Source organism: Streptomyces sp. LHD-70 (genome assembly GCF_031157275.1).
In the GTDB taxonomy this organism is placed as follows: Bacteria; Actinomycetota; Actinomycetes; order Streptomycetales; family Streptomycetaceae; genus Streptomyces.
Genome location: NZ_JAVIFW010000002.1, coordinates 494,418 through 510,362, shown reverse-complemented (window position 1 = coordinate 510,362; position 15,945 = coordinate 494,418). Strand labels below are relative to the sequence as shown.

Below are 15,945 nucleotides of genomic sequence, written 5' to 3'. Positions count from 1 at the left end.
GGTTTTTGCGTGCTTGCCTGCTTGCGTGCCCGGGTACTCGGGGTCGACCCCGACCGCTCAGGCCAGCCCGCGCCTGGCCACCGCCGGGTCCCGGTGCCCGGCGATCGTGGCGACCATGTCCAGGACCTGCCGCGTCTCGGCGACTTCGTGCACCCGGTACACCTGCGCGCCCAGCCACGCCGAGACCGCCGTCGTCGCCAGGGTGCCGATCACCCGCTCCTTCACCGGCCGGTCCAGGGTCTCGCCCACGAAGTCCTTGTTGGACAGCGAGACGAGCACCGGCCAGCCCGTGTCCACCATCTCCCCGAGCCGCCGCGTCGCCTCCAGGGAGTGCCGGGTGTTCTTGCCGAAATCGTGCCCCGGGTCGATCAGCACGGACTCGCGCGGCACCCCCAACTCCACGGCCCGCTCGGCCAGTTGGACGGTCACCCGCAGGATGTCCGCCATCACGTCCTCGTACGCGATCCGGTGCGGGCGCGTGCGCGGTTCGGCGCCGCCCGCGTGCGTGCAGACCAGGCCCGCGCCGTACCGCGCGGCGACCTCGGCCAGCTTCGGGTCGACGCCGCCCCAGGCGTCGTTGAGCAGATCGGCGCCCGCCTCGCAGACCGCCTCGCCGACCTCGTGGCGCCAGGTGTCGACGCTGATCACCACGTCCGGGAAGCGGCGGCGGACCTCGGCCACGAAGCCGACGGTGCGCCGGACCTCCTCGGCGGCCGTGACCTCCTCGCCCGGTCCGGCCTTGACCCCGCCGATGTCGATGATCGCGGCGCCCTCGGCGACGGCCTGCTCCACGCGCGCCAGGGCGGGCTCGTCGCGGAACGTGGCGCCCTGGTCGTAGAAGGAGTCCGGGGTCCTGTTGACGATCGCCATGATCACTGGCTCGTACGCGCCGAACTCGCGTCGTCCGAGCCGCAGCGGGCTGCCCATCCCCTGATTCCTCCTCGCATCGGTCGCCTGCGACCCTAACTGTCAGTGGCGCATGGCACGATCGGACGTGGTGAGCCTCCCCGGCGCCCGGACGGGCCCGCGGGACGGCGCGCCCGACAGGAAGACTCTGTCAGTCCGCATTCCTCGCGCGTCCGGCGGCCCGGACCGGCGCGCGGCCCGCACCCGGGAGTTGTTCGTGTTCTGGTTCCTGCTCATCGCGCTGGTCGTGGTGGTCGCCGCGGTCACTCTCGCCGTCGTGGGCGGCGGCGAGTCCACCGCGCTGCCCGACGCGGAGCCCGAGCGGCTCACCGACCCGCTGCCGGTGACGCGCCCGGTGCACCGAGCCGACGTCGAGGCGCTCCGCCTCCCCCTGGCGCTGCGCGGGTACCGCATGCTGGACGTCGACGACGCGCTCAGCCGCCTCGGCGCCGAACTGGCCGAGCGGGACGCCCGGATCGCCGAGCTGGAGGCGGCCCTCGCGGGCGCCCAGGCGATAGCGGTGGGCGGGGGCCGCGGACTGGTCGAGGAGCCGGAGGACACCACCGGCGCCCCAGGGCCCCAGGACGCCCCGCCGACTCTGCCGAACAGACCGGTCCAGCCGGGCACGCCACCGGACGCCCCCGAGGAGCCGCGACCATGACCGAAGACACCGCCCTGCCCGGCCCGGACGGCGTGCTGCGCTGCCCCTGGGCCCTCTCCACCGCGGACTACGTCGCGTACCACGACGAGGAGTGGGGCCGCCCGGTCCACGGTGACGACGCGCTGTACGAACGCCTCAGCCTGGAGGCCTTCCAGTCCGGCCTGTCCTGGATCACGATCCTGCGCCGCCGCGAGGGGTTCCGGCGTGCCTTCGCCGACTTCAAGATCTCCGCGGTCGCCGAGTTCACGGACGTCGACGCCGAGCGCCTCCTCGCCGACCCGGGCATCATCCGCAACCGCGCGAAGATCGCCGCGACGCTCGCCAACGCCAAGGTGCTCGTCGACTGGGCGCCGGGTGAACTGGACGCGCTGATCTGGTCGTTCGCCCCCGAAGCGGCCGGCAGACCGGTGCCGCGCACGCACTCCGACGTAGCGGCGATCACGCCCGAATCGACCGCGCTCTCCAAGGAGTTGAAGAAGCGCGGCCTCCGCTTCGTCGGCCCCACGACGGCCTACGCCCTGATGCAGGCCTGCGGCCTCGTGGACGACCACCTGCGGGACTGCGTGGCCCGGCGCGCGTAGCCCGCCGGACCGCATGCCGTGCGCCTCAGCGGCCCAGGTACTTCGGCTGCTCCTTGGCGATGAACGCCTCCACCGCGATGTGGTGGTCCGCGGACGAGCCCGCTTTGGACTGCAGCTCGTCCTCCTTCTCCAGGGCCTCGTCGAGCGAGTGCCCTGCCCCGTACGCCAGGGACTCCTTGAGCGCGGCGTACGCCAGGGTCGGTCCTGCGGCCAGGGCGCGGGCCGTGCGCTCCGCCTCGGCGGCGAGCTCGTCGGCGGGCACCAGCTTGTTGGCGATGCCCAGGTCGTACGCCTCCTGCGCCTTGACGCTGCGCGGGAAGAACAGCAGGTCGGCGGCGCGGCTCTGGCCGATCAGGCGGGGCAGCGTCCAGGAGACCCCGGAGTCGGCGGTCAGGGCGACCCCCGCGAAGGACGTGTTGAACGAGGCGGTGTCCGCCACGACGCGGTAGTCGGCGGCGAGCGCGAAGCCGAAGCCCGCGCCCGCGGCCACGCCGTTCACGCCCGCGACGACCGGCTTCGGCATCCCGGTGAGGGCCCGCACGATCGGGTTGTAGTGCTCGCGCACCGTGCTCATCGTGTCGCCCGTGCCCGCGTCCCGGTCCTCGGCGAGCTTGCCGATGTGCTCCTTGAGGTCCTGGCCGACGCAGAACGCCCGGCCGGTCGCGGTGAGCAGCACGGCCCGTACGGCGGTGTCGGCGCCGGCCTCCTGGAGCGCGTCCCGGAGGGCGACCTTCGCGTCGGTGTTCATGGCGTTCATCGCGTCGGGTCGGTTCAGCGTGATCGTCGCGAGCCCGTCGCTCACCTCGTAGAGCACGGTGTCGGCCATGTCGGTCCCCTCCATCGGTGCGGCTCCCGGCCGTTCACGGCCGTGGGCGCGGGTCTGCTCGGCGTCGTTCACGCACAGCATGACGGAGATCATCTCGGCCCGGCATGGGCCCCGGCATGTGACCTGCGTCAAACAATCGATGTGCGGCAGGGCGTGCGAGGTGGCGCAGTATCGCAGCCACATCGCCGAATTGAGTGGTTTTGGTCAAGCGCGTTGCGCAAGCGATGCCTACCGATGTTGGTCATCGGGTCCTGCGATGCGGGATAATGGCCGGGAAGCAATGTGTTCGATGCCGGTGACACAGCGCCTGTCATGGGGCCGCCGGCTGCGATGAGCTGGTTTCAGGAAGGGGAACGAGCATGGCGGCCATGAAGCCGCGGACGGGCGACGGCCCGCTCGAGGTGACCAAGGAGGGGCGGGGCATCGTCATGCGCGTTCCGCTCGAAGGCGGCGGTCGGCTCGTGGTCGAGCTGACGCCGGACGAGGCCAAAGCGCTCGGCGACGAACTGATGAAGGTCGCCGGCTGAGGCGGAAGCGCTCACCACTTTTCAACTGCCCCGGCACACTAACAGCGTGCCGGGGCAGTGTCGTATCGACCCCCGGGGGACCTTCAGAGGGGCGCGGGGAACTGCGCGACCGACCCACGCAGGGCGGTGCGGCTACGGCGTGCGGAGCCGCGGACGGCCTGATCAGGGGCGCGGGGAACTGCGCGACCGAGCCACGGGTAACCCGAGCTGACCGGACGACCGACAGACACGGCTAGCGCCGCACGGCACAGAGCAGCCCATCGCCCATGGGCAGCACCGCCGGCACCAGATCACTGCTCTCCCGCACCGCACGCAGCAGCTCGCGCAGCTTCACGACCTCCGCGGGCTGCGGCCCCGAGTCGACCGTGCGGCCGTCGGCGAAGACGCCCTCGAAGCAGACGAGACCGCCGGGCCGCAGTAGGCGCAACGATTCAGCTAGGTAGTCCAGGTACTCGGTGCGATCGCCGTCGCAGAACACCAGGTCGTATCCGCTGTCCGCGAGCCGCGGCAGTACGTCGAGGGCGCGGCCGGGGATGAAACGGGCGCGGTTGCTGGCGAAACCGGCGGCGCGGAAGGCCTGGCGCGCGAACTGCTGGCGCTCGGGCTCCGGGTCGACCGTGGTGAGGACACCGTCGGGTCGCATGCCGTGGAGAAGGTGGATACCGGAGACTCCGGTTCCGGTGCCGATCTCGGCGATGGCCTTGGCGCCCGCGGTCGCGGCAAGCATCCGCAACGCGGTACCGGTGCCGGGCGACACCGGGCGAAGCCCCGTCTCCCGGGCCCGCTCACGGGCCCAGTGCAGCGCTTCGTCCTCGACGACAAAGGCGTCCACGAACGCCAAGGTCGGCTGACGGTTGCCGGTAATCGCCCTCTCCTGTCCCCGTTGTCGACGGCCTTCGGCCTGCCGGTGACTGTATCCGTTGGGGCCGGGAACCCGCAGATGGGACCGGGCGTTAAGAAGGGGTGGAAAGGAAAGCCGGGAACACGGGGAACCGCAGCCCGACTTCCAAATTCACGTAAAAACGCTTATCCGGAGCTAACGGGCGAGGTGGCTATGGTAGGGGCTCCACTGGACACCACCAGAGCCGACAGGGGAGGTGCGGCTGCGGCCGAGGGCCGGGGAAGGATGTCGCGACTGCGGCGTCTCCTCAGGTCGGAGGTCGGGCCGAAATCCGTGACCAACACCGCTGACCGTTCCCGCGCCGCCCACTCCGTGCAGACCGCGACCTTCGCCGCCGAAGCGGAATCGCAGGCGTGGACTCCGCCCACCTGGGAGGAGATCGTCAGCACCCACAGCGGCCGCGTGTACCGCCTGGCGTATCGCCTGACCGGCAATCAGCACGACGCCGAGGACCTCACACAGGAGGTCTTCGTCCGCGTCTTCCGCTCGCTGTCGACGTACACCCCGGGCACCTTCGAGGGCTGGCTGCACCGCATCACGACCAACCTCTTCCTCGACATGGTCCGCCGCCGCCAGCGCATCCGCTTCGACGCCCTCGGAGACGACGCGGCGGAGCGGCTGCCCAGCAAGGAGCCCTCGCCCCAGCAGGTCTTCAACGACACGCACTTCGACGCCGACGTCCAGCAGGCGCTCGACACCCTCGCACCCGAGTTCCGCGCCGCCGTCGTCCTGTGCGACATCGAGGGACTCTCGTACGAGGAGATCGCCGCGACCCTCGGCGTGAAGCTCGGCACGGTTCGCAGCCGGATCCACCGCGGCCGGTCCCAGCTCCGCAAGGCCCTGCAGCACCGGTCGCCCGAGGCCCGCGCGGAGCGCCGTTCGCTCGCGGTCACCGGTGTGCCCGTGCTGGGAGGAGGGGGCGCGACGGCGTGAGCGGATCACGGCGAAACCCGGCCGAGCGACACCTGGCCGAGCAGCATCTGGGAGACCGGCTTGCGGCCCTGGTGGACGGCGAGTTGGGCCACGACAGCCGCGAGCGCGTCCTCGCGCACCTCGCGACCTGCGCCAAGTGCAAGGCGGAGGCCGACGCCCAGCGCAGCCTGAAGTCGTACTTCGCGTCCACGGCACCCCCACCCCCCTCCGACTCCTTCCTGGCCCGCCTGCAGGGACTACCGGCGGGCGGTGACGACGACCGCGGCGACTTCAGCGGCCCCGTCACCGACCCGCTCTTCGGCATGCGCGCGGACGGCGTCTTCGGCAGAGGCGGAAACCTCTTCGGGTACGACCCTTCGGGTGCCCACGGCGGGATGCTGCCCGGCGACGCCCTGCCGGGCGGGCCGCTGTCCGAAGGACCGCTTGCCGAGGGGCCTCTCGCCGACGGCCCGCTGCCCGACGGGCCTCTCTCCGATGGGCCGCTGTCGGAGAGGGCGTTGCCCGATGCCTCCCCGGAGCGTGGCTTCCGGATCCATGACGTGGGGCGTTCCCTGCAGGAGCGGGCGGCCGCCTCGCGCGGGCGCCGGTTCGCCTTCGCGGCGGCGGGCGCCGTCTCGCTCGCGGCGATCGCGCTCGGCGGGGTCTCCGCGGGTGCGCCCGTCCCTGCCGACCCATCGGCGGACCCCCGCGGCTCCAAGGCCAGCCCGATGCGTACGCAAGGGGCGAACGGCAACAGCGCCCGGGACACCCAGCGGCGGCGCGGCAGCCATCCCGCAGGGGCGCTACCGGGCAGCAGACCCGGGGCGCTCTCGGCACCGATGGCCGCCACCGGAGTGGCGGCGCCGCAAGTGCCGGGAGTGCCGCTCGCACCGCACCGGCCACGCGCCCTGCAGGACTGGTTGGCATCACCGATGCTCACCGGCTCCTCGGCGCTCTCCCCGCTGATACGCCGTCCGGCTTCCGGGTTCCCGCAGTACCCGGCACAGCCGAAGGCGAAGAAGCAGGGGGAGCGGTCCGGTTCGTCGGCGGACTCGGCGGAGCCCACACAGTCCACGGCGTCGACGGCGCTGCCCTCGGCTGCGCCCGGCTCCGGGGCGGCCCTCTCCTCCGGCCGCTGAACCGGCTCTCTGAACCGGCTCCCTGCACCTGCCGTTCGCAAACCTGGTTGAATCCTCGGTGTTCGTGCGACCTGAGCGTGCGCGTGGACACCGAGGACTCTGATGGAGCGGCGGACCGCCGCGTGGCCGCCCGCGGGCCCTGCCGCGGACCAGGTGTGGGGAGAGCATGGACGAGGGCAAGCCCACCGGACCGAAGGCGAAGTGGTGGAGCCGCCCGGCCGCACGCGCGTCCGACGACCGTGAGCGCGCCTCGGGCGGCGAGATATCCGAGGACCGGGGCGCGCAGGGGGAGGACGTTGCCGCCGCCGACTCCCCTGCTGCGGAAGGCAGTACGGCCGCCGCCGAGCCGACCGTGGAGCAGTCCCCGGAGCCGCCCACCGAGCCCGAGGCCTCCGCTGCTGCCCTGCCCAAGGCCAGGAGTGGCGTCACGATAGCCAAGGGGCCGAGCGCCCGCCGGGAGGGCGCCCAGGACCCGGCTGCCGCCGAGCAGGCCGCCGAACCCGCGGCCGCACGCCCCAAGCCGCTGCACGACCCCGACCCGTACGGCACGCCGCCGTACGGCGAACCCGGCCCCTGGGCCCCCGCCCCGCCCGTACAGCGCCCGGTGCCGACTCCCGCCCAGGGAACGGCAGTTCAGCCCGCGCAGGGCACTCCCGCCCGGGGAACGGCAGTTCAGCCCACGCACGGCACGCCAGCCCAGGGCACGCCCACGCAAGGCACCCCCGCCCAGGGAACGCCGACACACGGCACGCCCGCCCAGGGCACCTCCGTACCCTCGTACGCCGTGCCGCCCACCCAGACCCCAGCCGCACCCGGCCCGGCGGCACCCCCAACCGCACCCCCAGCCGCACCCGCCTCCGCGACCCCCGCGAACGGCACCCCGCACCCGGCCGCCGCACCCCACCAGAGCGCCCAGCACTCCCCAGCAGGCCCGCCCTCGCAGGCCACCCCGCCGCACGGCACGCAGCCGCAGCCCCAACCCCAGCCGCAGGCCGCGGGGCACTGGCAGCAGTACGACCCGTGGCGGGCGCCGCAGGCTCAGCGGCCGTTGCTGATGGCCGACGGGCCCGCGCCCGCGAAGGGGCCGCGGCGGGGGCGGCTGTTCGTGGCCGCGCTGGTGCTCGCGCTCGTCGCGGGCGGTGTCGGCGGCGGGGTCGGCGCCTATCTGGAGCGGCACGGCGGCATCAGTACCGTCGAACTCCCGCAGGCGGACGCCGGGTCCCAGGAGCGGGCGCCGGAGAGCGTCGCCGGGATCGCCGCGAGCGCGCTGCCCAGCGTGGTCACGCTGCACGTCAGCGGCGACAGCGCGCAGGGCACCGGGACCGGCTTCGTGCTCGACGACAAGGGGCACATCCTCACCAACAACCACGTCGTGGAGCCCGCGGGCGACGGCGGCGAGGTGTCCGTGACGTTCAGTGGCGGTGAGGTGGCCAAGGGGCGGGTGGTCGGCCGGGACTCCGGTTACGACCTCGCGGTGGTCGAGGTGTCCGGGGTGAGCGGGCTCAAGCCCCTGCCGCTCGGGAACTCCGACAACGTCCAGGTCGGCGACCCGGTGGTGGCGATCGGCGCCCCCTTCGACCTGTCCAACACGGTGACCTCCGGGATCATCAGCGCCAAGGAGCGGCCGATCACCGCGGGCGGCGAGGAGGGCGACGGCAGCGACGTGTCGTACGTGGACGCGCTGCAGACCGACGCCCCGATCAACCCGGGCAACTCCGGCGGCCCGCTCGTCGACCACAAGGCCCGCGTCATCGGGATCAACAGCGCGATCCGCTCGGCGGGCAACGGCTCGGAGCTCGAGGGCGGGCAGTCCGGCTCGATCGGGCTCGGCTTCGCCATCCCCATCAACCAGGCCAAGCGGGTCGCCGAGGAGCTGATCAACACCGGCAAGGCCACGCACCCGGTGATCGAGGTGACCCTGGACACCCGGTACACGGGCGACGGCGCCCGGGTCGCCAAGCAGGGCGGCGACGGCGGTCCGGCGGTCAGCCCGGGTGGTCCTGGCGACAAGGCGGGCATCGAGCCGGGCGACGTGATCACCGAGGTGGACGGCCAACGGGTGCACTCCGGCGAGGAGTTGATCGTGAAGATCCGCGCCCACCGTCCCGGCGACCGCCTGGAACTGACCCTGGAACGCGGCGGCGCCGAGCGCACGCTCTCCCTGGAGCTGGGCGCGGCGGGCGGCTGAGGCGGCCCCGTCACCCGCCGCTCGTCCGGACGCCACCGAACCGCCCCGGGACAGTACCGGCAGTACAGGATCGCCGGGTACCGTGGAACTGGCCCGTACCCCGGATTCCGTCCCTCCTGTCCCGGGCCGCGGACATCGCAAGGAGCTGCAAGGTGTTCAATGACATAGGCGCACTTGAGCTGGTGACGCTCGTGGTCCTTGCCGTGCTCATCTTCGGCCCGGACAAGCTGCCCAAGGTCATTCAGGACGTCTCCGGCTTCATCCGGAAGATCCGCGCCTTCTCCGACAGTGCCAAGAAGGACATCCGCGACGAGCTCGGCCCGGAGTTCAAGGACTTCGAGTTCGAGGACCTCAACCCCAAGACGTTCATCCGCAAGCAGCTGGACGGTGACGAGCTGGGGCTCAAGGAGATCCGTAACGGCTTCGACCTCCGCAAGGAGATGGCCGACGTCACGGACGCGGTGAACGGGCACGAGAGCGAGGCGGCGAGCGGCGCCGCGTCCGGCCCGAGCCTCACCAAGGGCGGCGGCGCCGACCTGCAGAAGAAGCCGCAGCCACCGGCCAAGGACGAGCGCCCGCCGTTCGACTCCGACGCCACCTGAGGCCGTACGGAAACCTCGCACGAACCCCGGTACGAGCCCGTACGAGCGCCCGTACGACCCTGCGCGACCCCCGTGCGAATCCCGTTCGGGAACCTCGTACCGAAGTACGGAACACTCCGCGCAAGGGTCCCGTGCGACCCGCGCACCCCGCTGGAATCCGACTCGGCGAACCGGGGTGGCTATTCTGCTCTGTTGTTGTCCGGACTCAGGACGCCCGAGGGGGGCGGGCCGCTCCGGACCGGCAGAGAACGAGGAGGCGGCCGGGTACATGGAGACGACGAGTCACACCGGGGCACGCGCGGTCGACGGCTACTTGTCGGCGGCGTTCCCCTGGTACGGCCTGGACGAGGCATTCACAGGTCCGCGCTGGCTGATGCAGGTCGGGGCGGGCGCGGACGGGACGGTCGAGCACGGCTCCATCGGCCACGGTGACGAGCCCGCGCCGCGCGCCGACGATTCGGGCGCCAAGGACCGCTTCGCGGTCGTGGTGACCGTGGCGTCCAACCCCGTCCGCCGCAGCGGCGACGGCACCGGCGTCCTGGAGGCCACGTCGGTCTCCTCGGCCGCCTGGCTCGCGGGCGTCGGCCTGCTCACCCGGACCTGGCCGCAGCAGATGGACCACACGCTGCGCGACGACTGGCTGGACCAGCAGACCGAGACCGCCTGGGTGCTCGCGGACGACCTCAAGAGCGAGCCCTGGACGACGCTGACCCTCCCGGTCGACGGCGTGCCCACGCCGTTCCACTACCGCGAGTCCGAGTTCGGCTGGGTCCTGGCCGGCTCCACGCAGAGTGGCGCCCACCTCGGCGCGTACGGCCGCGGCATGAGCGCGTACGGCCTGGGCTTCTCGGTGGTCAAGGACATCGCGGCGTACGACGGGCAGTAGTCGCCGATACGCGGGAGGGGGCGCCGTCAGCGGATGACGGCGCCCCCTCCCGCGTACGGGTCAGAACGTCCGGGTCAGAACTTGTTCTTCGGCGTGAGGCCGAGCGTCATGCCCGACAGGCCGCGCTGGCGGCCGCCCAGCTTGCCCGCGATGGACCGCAGCGCGGAACCCGCGGGGGAGTCCGGGTCGGTCAGGACGACCGGCTTGCCCTCGTCGCCGCCCTCGCGCAGGCGGACGTCGATCGGGATGGCGCCGAGGACGGGCACCTGCGTGCCGGTGGTCTTCGTGAGGCCCTCGGCGACCCTCTCGCCGCCGCCGGTGCCGAAGACGTCGACCATCTCGTCGCAGTGCGGGCAGGGCATGCCCGACATGTTCTCGACGACGCCGACGATCTTCTGGTGGGTCTGTACGGCGATGGAGCCGGCGCGCTCGGCGACCTCGGCCGCGGCCTGCTGCGGGGTGGTCACGACGAGGATCTCGGCGTTCGGCACCAGCTGGGCCACCGAGATCGCGATGTCACCGGTGCCGGGCGGCAGGTCGAGCAGGAGGACGTCAAGGTCGCCCCAGTAGACGTCCGCGAGGAACTGCTGCAGGGCGCGGTGGAGCATCGGGCCGCGCCAGACGACCGGGGTGTTGCCCGGCGTGAACATCCCGATGGAGATGACCTTCACGCCGTTCGCCGACGGCGGCATGATCATGTTCTCGACCTGGGTGGGCTTGCCGTCGGCGCCGAGCATGCGGGGCACGCTGTGGCCGTAGATGTCCGCGTCCACGACGCCGACCTTCAGGCCGTCCGCGGCCATCGCCGCCGCCAGGTTCACCGTCACCGAGGACTTGCCGACGCCGCCCTTGCCGGAGGCCACCGCGTACACCCTGGTCAGGGAGCCGGGCTTGGCGAAGGGGACCTCGCGCTCGGCGGTGCCGCCGCGCAGGGCCTCGGCCAGCTCGCGGCGCTGCTCGTCGCTCATCACGTCGAGCGTGACGTCCACGGAGGTGACGCCCTGGACGCCGGAGACCGCCTCGGTCACCCGGTTCGTGATCGTGTCGCGCATCGGGCAGCCGGAGACCGTGAGGTAGACGGTGACGGCCACCGCGCCGTCGGCCCCGATGTCGACCGATTTGACCATGCCGAGCTCGGTGATCGGCCGGTTGATCTCGGGGTCGTTGACCGTGGCGAGCGCCTCGCGGATCGCCTCGTCGGTCGGATACGTGTCGGTAGCCATACGGGAATGGTACGGCGACGGGGTACGGGCCGGGGAAGGCCTATCGGCGGTCGCCTTCGTCACGCGCGAGGGCCGGGTGGCCGGTCTGCTCCGGCGGGAACACGTCGAACCGTTCGTCCATGTCCTTCACCAGGTCCTGGAGCTCCGAGCGGATCCAGTCCCGGGTCGCGACCTCGCCGAGGCCCATCCGCAGGGCGGCGATCTCCCGGGTCAGGTACTCGGTGTCCGACATGGAGCGCTCGTTCTGCTTGCGGTCCTGCTCCAGGTTGACCCGGTCCCGGTCGTCCTGCCGGTTCTGCGCGAGCAGGATCAGCGGAGCCGCGTACGAGGCCTGCAGCGAGAGCATCAGGGTCAGGAAGATGAACGGGTACTCGTCGAAGCGCCACTGGGCGGGCCCGGCCACGTTCCACAGCACCCACAGGATGATCAGGACCGTCATCCAGACGATGAACCGGCCGGTGCCGAGGAAGCGGGCGATCTTCTCGGAGAGCCGGCCGAAGGCCTCCGGGTCGTACTCGGGCAGCAGCTTGCGGCGGGGCGGGCGCGGCAGGTCCAGGCGGATCCGGGGGCGGCCCGGCTCGGCTCTGGCCTGCTCGCGCTCGCGGTCACGGTCGCGCTCACTCACTGTGGTTCACCTCCCCGGCCAGATGGAACTCGGTCTCACGCCAGTCGTCGGGCAGCAGATGGTCCAGTACGTCGTCGACGGTGACGGCGCCGAGCAGCGAGCCGCTCTCGTCCACGACGGGCGCCGCGACCATGTCGTATGTGGCGAAGAAGCTCGTGACCTCGGGCAGCGGCGTGTCCGGGCGCAGGCTCTGCAGGTCCTGGTCGATCACCGTGCCGACCAGGGTGAACGGCGGGTCGCGAAGGAGGCGTTGGAAGTGCACCAGGCCCAGGTACTTGCCGGTGGGCGTCTGGTCGGGCGGGCGGCAGACGTAGACCTGGGCGGCGAGGGCGGGGGAGAGGTCCTGCTGGCGGACGCGCGCGAGGGCGTCGGCGACCGTGGCGTCGGGCTGGAGCACGATCGGCTCCGTCGTCATCATGCCGCCGGCCGTGCGCTCCTCGTACTGCATCAGGCGCCGCATGTCCGCCGCGTCGTCCGGCTCCATCAGGTCGAGGAGGCGCTCCTGGTCCTCCTCGGGCAGCTCGGACAGGAGGTCGGCGGCGTCGTCCGGGTCCATCGCCTCCAGGACATCGGCGGCGCGCTCCTCCTTGAGTTTGCCGAGGATCTCGATCTGGTCGTCCTCGGGCAGCTCTTCGAGTACGTCGGCCAGCCGGTCGTCGTCGAGCGCCGCCGCGACCTCGGCCCGGCGCTTGGGGGTGAGGTGGTGCAGGACGTTGGCGAGGTCGGCGGGGCGCAGCTGCTCGAACGAGGCGAGCAGGCTCTCGGCCCCCTGGCCGTGCTCCTCCAGGGAGAACCCGGTGACCGCCGACCACTCGACGGTCACCGCCTCCCCCTTGCGCCGCAGCGCACCGGCCTTGCCCTTGCGTACGAAGACCCGGTCGATCTCCCAGTCGCGGCGGGCCGGGAGCTGCTGCACGGAGACGTCGAGGACGCTGACCTCCTCGCCGGTGTCGACCAGGGTGACGCGGCGGTCGAGGAGTTCGCCGAGGACGAGCCGCTCGGTGGGCCGCTGCTCGAAGCGCCGTACGTTGAGCACGCCGGTGGTGATGACCTGGCCGGACTCGATGCCGGTGACCCGGGTCATGGGCAGGAAGATGCGGCGCCGGGTGGAGAGTTCGACGACCAGGCCGAGCAGTCGGGGCGGGCGGCGGCCGACGCGGAGCATGGCGACGAGGTCGCGGACGCGGCCCACCTGGTCGCCGTTGGGGTCGAAGACGGCGATGCCGGACAGATGGGAGACGAAGATCCGGGAAGCAGCCGGCATGCCCGCCTCCTTTCGGCCGTGTGCCTGTATGTCGCACTTCATACGTGTATCTGACCGTTTGCGGGCTTCAGGCTAGCCCGTCCCGGTCGGATACGCCCTGGTGGGCGGTGCAGAAGGCTCTCTGCCGGGTGGGGCTCGGGGCCCGGGTACTCTGCCGTACTGTCGCTCCGAACCCCACACGAGAGGCAGCCCCGCACGTGACCACCAGCGCTCTGGGCCGAGCCCGCCGCACCGCACTCGCCGGCGCCCTCTGCGTCGGCCTGGTCGCGGGAATGACGGGGCTCGTCGGGTGTGGCGCCGAGGAGGACCCGGACGCCGGGACCAACGGCGTCGGCAAGCTCTCCGCCGCGAAGATCCAGCGCAAGGCGCAGAACGCGGCCAAGAGCGCGAACTCGGTACGGCTCGCCGGTTCGGTGGTCAGCAAGGGCGCCACGTACAAGCTCGACATGAAGCTGACCGAGAACGGCGGCAGCGGTGAAGTCCGGTTCAAGAACCGCACGTTCGAGCTGCTGCGGGTCGACGGCCAGCTCTATCTGAAGGCCGACGCCGACTTCTGGGCCTCGGAGGGCGACAGCTCCCAGGGCGGGCGCGGGCAGGGCAAGCCGGACTCGGCGGACGAGCTGGCGGCGGACAAGCTCGACGGCAAGTACGTGAAGGTCCCCGAGGGCGACCCCGCGTACAAGCAGCTCAGCGGCTTCACCGACAAGGGCCTGCTGCTCGACGGCCTGCTCACGCTGCACGGCACGCTGTCGGCGGGCGAGCGCGGCACCGCCGACGGCAAGCGCACCGTCGAGGTCAGCGGGGACAAGGGCGCGGGCGGCACCCTGCACGTGTCACTGGAGGGCACCGCGTACCCGCTGCGCCTGGAGCGCGCCGGCGGGGCCGGCACGCTCCTGCTGACCGACTGGGGCAAGGACTTCGCGTTCCGCAAGCCGGACGCGAGCCACACGGTGGACTACGGGAAACAGCTCCCCACGTCCTGAGCGGACCTCCGAGGGGAGCCCTCAGGGGAATTCTCCGGGGATCCTCCGGGGCTCCTGAGCGGGCTCAGCCCCGGAGGCCCCAGCATCTGCTCCGCCGCCCGTCGCACCGCCTCCCGCGCCTCGTCCGTGTGGTCGATCGTCTCGAAGCCGTGGTGGGCCGTCGGCACCTCGATCACCTCGACGCGGGCCGCGCCCGCCTCGGCGGCGGTCAGGAACGTGTCCTGGGTGGCCGAGATCTCGGGCAGCTCGAGACCGACCCTGGTCAGTACGAACGGCAGGTCACCCGCCGTACGCATCGCCCGCGCCGGCTGGAACCGGGAGTCGCCGAGCCCCCAGCTCGGCAGCGGCGCCAGGATCGGATACGTCGCCGCCACGCACCGCAGCCAGGCGGGCGGCGCCGCCAGCCAGTCCGCCGCGAGCAGCCCGCCGCCGGAGAAGAACCACAGCGCGACCCGGTCGCCGTCCACGCGCGGATCGGCCTGTACGAGCTCGACCGCGGCCGCCACGTCCTCGGCGGCGCGCGGGTAGTCGGCCACGTCGTGCAGCCGATGGTCGACGGTCGCGGCGAGCACACCCTGCCCGGCCAGGTAGTGGGAGTACCCCACATAGGCAGGCCAGTCGCGGGGCGTCGGCGGTACGCCTTCGGGCACCGGGCCGCCGTGCACGAGCAGGACGGCGGGGAGGGGCGGCCCCGGGTCCGCCGCGTCCGCCTTGTCCGCCCCGTCCGCCGTGTCCGCCCCAGCCTCCCCGGCCGTCTCGTCCGGCGGGTAGAGGTCCACGCGGCCCACCCGCTCGCGTGGCCGCTCCGGCAGGTCGAGCAGGAACGGCCGCAGGTGCGAGGGCTGGCCGCTCGGCGCCGTGAGCCGCTCGCCCTCACCGGCCGCGGCGCGCAGCAGCAGCGCGGCAAGCTCGTCGGGCGCGGACAGCATCGGCCAGTGCCCGGCGGCCAGTTCGAGGAAGCGCACCTGCGGCTCGGTCAGCGCGAGCAGCCGCGGCTCGCCGAGGCCGACGACCTGCTCCAGTACGGCGAGGGTCGAGCCGTTCGCCGTGCACAGCACCCCGGTCGAGGGCAGCGCGGCCACCTCCGGCGGGATCCGCACGGGCCGGGTCAGCGTGCCGGAGGGCTGCGGCGCGGCACGGGCCACGAGCCGGTCGAGGGCCGCGCGGGGCACGTCGTCCAGATGCCCCCAGTGCGGCCAGCGCTCCCGCTCCGGCGGCGGGACGAGCGAGCCGGGACCGCCCACCCCGGTCAGCGCCTTGCGTACGTCCGGGTCCGGGATCAGCGCGAGCGCCGGGTCGCCGTCCTGTGCCGGCGCGGTGTCGACGTACACGATCCGCGCGACCCGTTCCGTACGGCGGGCGGCGGCCTCCAGGACCGGGTGGATGCCGTAGCAGTGGCCGACGAGGACGACCTCCGCGGTGGCGGGCAGCCGGTCGATGTGGCGGACGACGTCGTCGATGTGCGTGCCGAGGCCGACATCCCCGAACTCCCCCTCCGCGTGGGCGGCTTGAGCTTCGTCCCGCATCCCCGTGAGCGTCACCGGGTGCGCCTCGGCCCCGGCCGCGCGCAGCCGCTCGGCGACCTCCCGCCACACCCACCCGCCGGTGTGCGCACCCGGAACCAGAACGTACGCCGTCATCCCCATCCCCATCCCCATCCCCATCCCCATCTCCGTCCCCATCTCCATCTCCTCCTCCGACCGAAGCCGTACGAGCGGGCG

General features: G+C 72.6%; 16 protein-coding genes. 9 read left to right on the top strand and 7 right to left on the bottom strand.

Translation table 11 applies throughout. The features are described 5' to 3' along the window. Positions 1-57: 57 nt before the first annotated feature. Positions 58-927: a dihydropteroate synthase gene (gene folP / locus RCO28_RS07305; RefSeq protein WP_308940128.1), complete on the bottom strand. Its 870-nt coding sequence runs from the start codon at positions 925-927 to the stop codon at positions 58-60. A gap of 196 nt (positions 928-1,123) precedes the next feature. On the opposite strand from folP, the gene RCO28_RS07300 reads away from it, so the two are divergent. Together RCO28_RS07300 and RCO28_RS07295 are read left to right on the top strand one after the other, a co-directional pair. Beyond that, positions 1,124-1,567: a cell division protein DivIVA gene (locus RCO28_RS07300; RefSeq protein ID WP_308940312.1), complete on the top strand. Its 444-nt coding sequence runs from the start codon at positions 1,124-1,126 to the stop codon at positions 1,565-1,567. Continuing rightward, positions 1,564-2,148 carry a DNA-3-methyladenine glycosylase I gene (locus RCO28_RS07295; RefSeq protein WP_308940127.1) on the top strand — a complete coding sequence of 195 codons (585 nt, stop codon included), beginning with the start codon at positions 1,564-1,566 and terminating at the stop codon, positions 2,146-2,148. Before RCO28_RS07300 ends, RCO28_RS07295 begins: the two co-directional genes overlap by 4 nt. A gap of 25 nt (positions 2,149-2,173) precedes the next feature. Here RCO28_RS07295 and RCO28_RS07290 read toward each other — a convergent pair whose 3' ends face one another. Then, a complete protein-coding gene (locus tag RCO28_RS07290; protein ID WP_308940311.1) occupies positions 2,174-2,974 on the bottom strand; it encodes an enoyl-CoA hydratase-related protein in 801 nt (266 codons plus the stop codon). A 359-nt stretch (positions 2,975-3,333) separates the two neighbouring features. Between RCO28_RS07290 and RCO28_RS07285 the strand changes: the two genes are divergently transcribed. Continuing rightward, positions 3,334-3,501: a DUF3117 domain-containing protein gene (locus tag RCO28_RS07285; RefSeq protein WP_282532901.1), complete on the top strand. Its 168-nt coding sequence runs from the start codon at positions 3,334-3,336 to the stop codon at positions 3,499-3,501. A 232-nt stretch (positions 3,502-3,733) separates the two neighbouring features. Here RCO28_RS07285 and RCO28_RS07280 read toward each other — a convergent pair whose 3' ends face one another. Continuing rightward, positions 3,734-4,441, bottom strand: a complete 708-nt coding sequence (locus tag RCO28_RS07280; protein ID WP_308940310.1) for an O-methyltransferase — start codon at positions 4,439-4,441, stop codon at positions 3,734-3,736. 114 nt (positions 4,442-4,555) lie between these two features. On the opposite strand from RCO28_RS07280, the gene sigE reads away from it, so the two are divergent. The 5 genes from sigE to RCO28_RS07255 all read left to right on the top strand — a co-directional run bounded on the left by sigE (position 4,556) and on the right by RCO28_RS07255 (position 10,129). Then, on the top strand, positions 4,556-5,335 hold the full coding sequence (gene sigE, locus RCO28_RS07275) for an RNA polymerase sigma factor SigE (RefSeq protein ID WP_308940126.1): 780 nt from the start codon (positions 4,556-4,558) through the stop codon (positions 5,333-5,335). Beyond that, a complete protein-coding gene (locus tag RCO28_RS07270) occupies positions 5,332-6,453 on the top strand; it encodes a zf-HC2 domain-containing protein (protein WP_308940125.1) in 1,122 nt (373 codons plus the stop codon). Before sigE ends, RCO28_RS07270 begins: the two co-directional genes overlap by 4 nt. A 166-nt stretch (positions 6,454-6,619) precedes the next feature. After that, the gene (locus RCO28_RS07265) at positions 6,620-8,641 is read left to right on the top strand and encodes a trypsin-like peptidase domain-containing protein (RefSeq protein ID WP_308940124.1); all 2,022 of its coding nucleotides are present in this window, start codon (positions 6,620-6,622) and stop codon (positions 8,639-8,641) included. A 152-nt stretch (positions 8,642-8,793) separates the two neighbouring features. Then, complete coding sequence (locus RCO28_RS07260) at positions 8,794-9,243, top strand: sec-independent translocase (protein WP_308940123.1); 450 nt, start codon at positions 8,794-8,796, stop codon at positions 9,241-9,243. A gap of 268 nt (positions 9,244-9,511) precedes the next feature. Further along, complete coding sequence (locus tag RCO28_RS07255; RefSeq protein ID WP_308940122.1) at positions 9,512-10,129, top strand: hypothetical protein; 618 nt, start codon at positions 9,512-9,514, stop codon at positions 10,127-10,129. A 74-nt stretch (positions 10,130-10,203) separates the two neighbouring features. Here the strand turns inward: RCO28_RS07255 and RCO28_RS07250 are convergent, their stop codons facing one another. The 3 genes from RCO28_RS07250 to RCO28_RS07240 are packed head-to-tail and all read right to left on the bottom strand — an operon-like array spanning position 10,204 to position 13,241. Continuing rightward, positions 10,204-11,352, bottom strand: coding sequence for an Mrp/NBP35 family ATP-binding protein (locus RCO28_RS07250; protein ID WP_308940121.1), 1,149 nt, complete (start codon positions 11,350-11,352; stop codon positions 10,204-10,206). Positions 11,353-11,392: 40 nt separating this feature from the next. Further along, a complete protein-coding gene (locus tag RCO28_RS07245) occupies positions 11,393-11,977 on the bottom strand; it encodes a DUF1003 domain-containing protein (protein WP_308940120.1) in 585 nt (194 codons plus the stop codon). Next, positions 11,970-13,241 (bottom strand): magnesium transporter MgtE N-terminal domain-containing protein, encoded by a 1,272-nt coding sequence (locus tag RCO28_RS07240; RefSeq protein WP_308940119.1) that lies wholly within the window; start codon positions 13,239-13,241, stop codon positions 11,970-11,972. Before RCO28_RS07240 ends, RCO28_RS07245 begins: the two co-directional genes overlap by 8 nt. 197 nt (positions 13,242-13,438) lie before the next feature. Between RCO28_RS07240 and RCO28_RS07235 the strand changes: the two genes are divergently transcribed. Further along, the gene (locus RCO28_RS07235) at positions 13,439-14,224 is read left to right on the top strand and encodes a hypothetical protein (RefSeq protein WP_374991108.1); all 786 of its coding nucleotides are present in this window, start codon (positions 13,439-13,441) and stop codon (positions 14,222-14,224) included. On the opposite strand, the gene RCO28_RS07230 is transcribed toward RCO28_RS07235, so the two are convergent. Then, complete coding sequence (locus tag RCO28_RS07230; protein ID WP_308940308.1) at positions 14,197-15,864, bottom strand: alpha/beta hydrolase; 1,668 nt, start codon at positions 15,862-15,864, stop codon at positions 14,197-14,199. The two genes, RCO28_RS07235 and RCO28_RS07230, sit on opposite strands and share 28 nt — an antisense overlap. Positions 15,865-15,945: the final 81 nt, after the last annotated feature.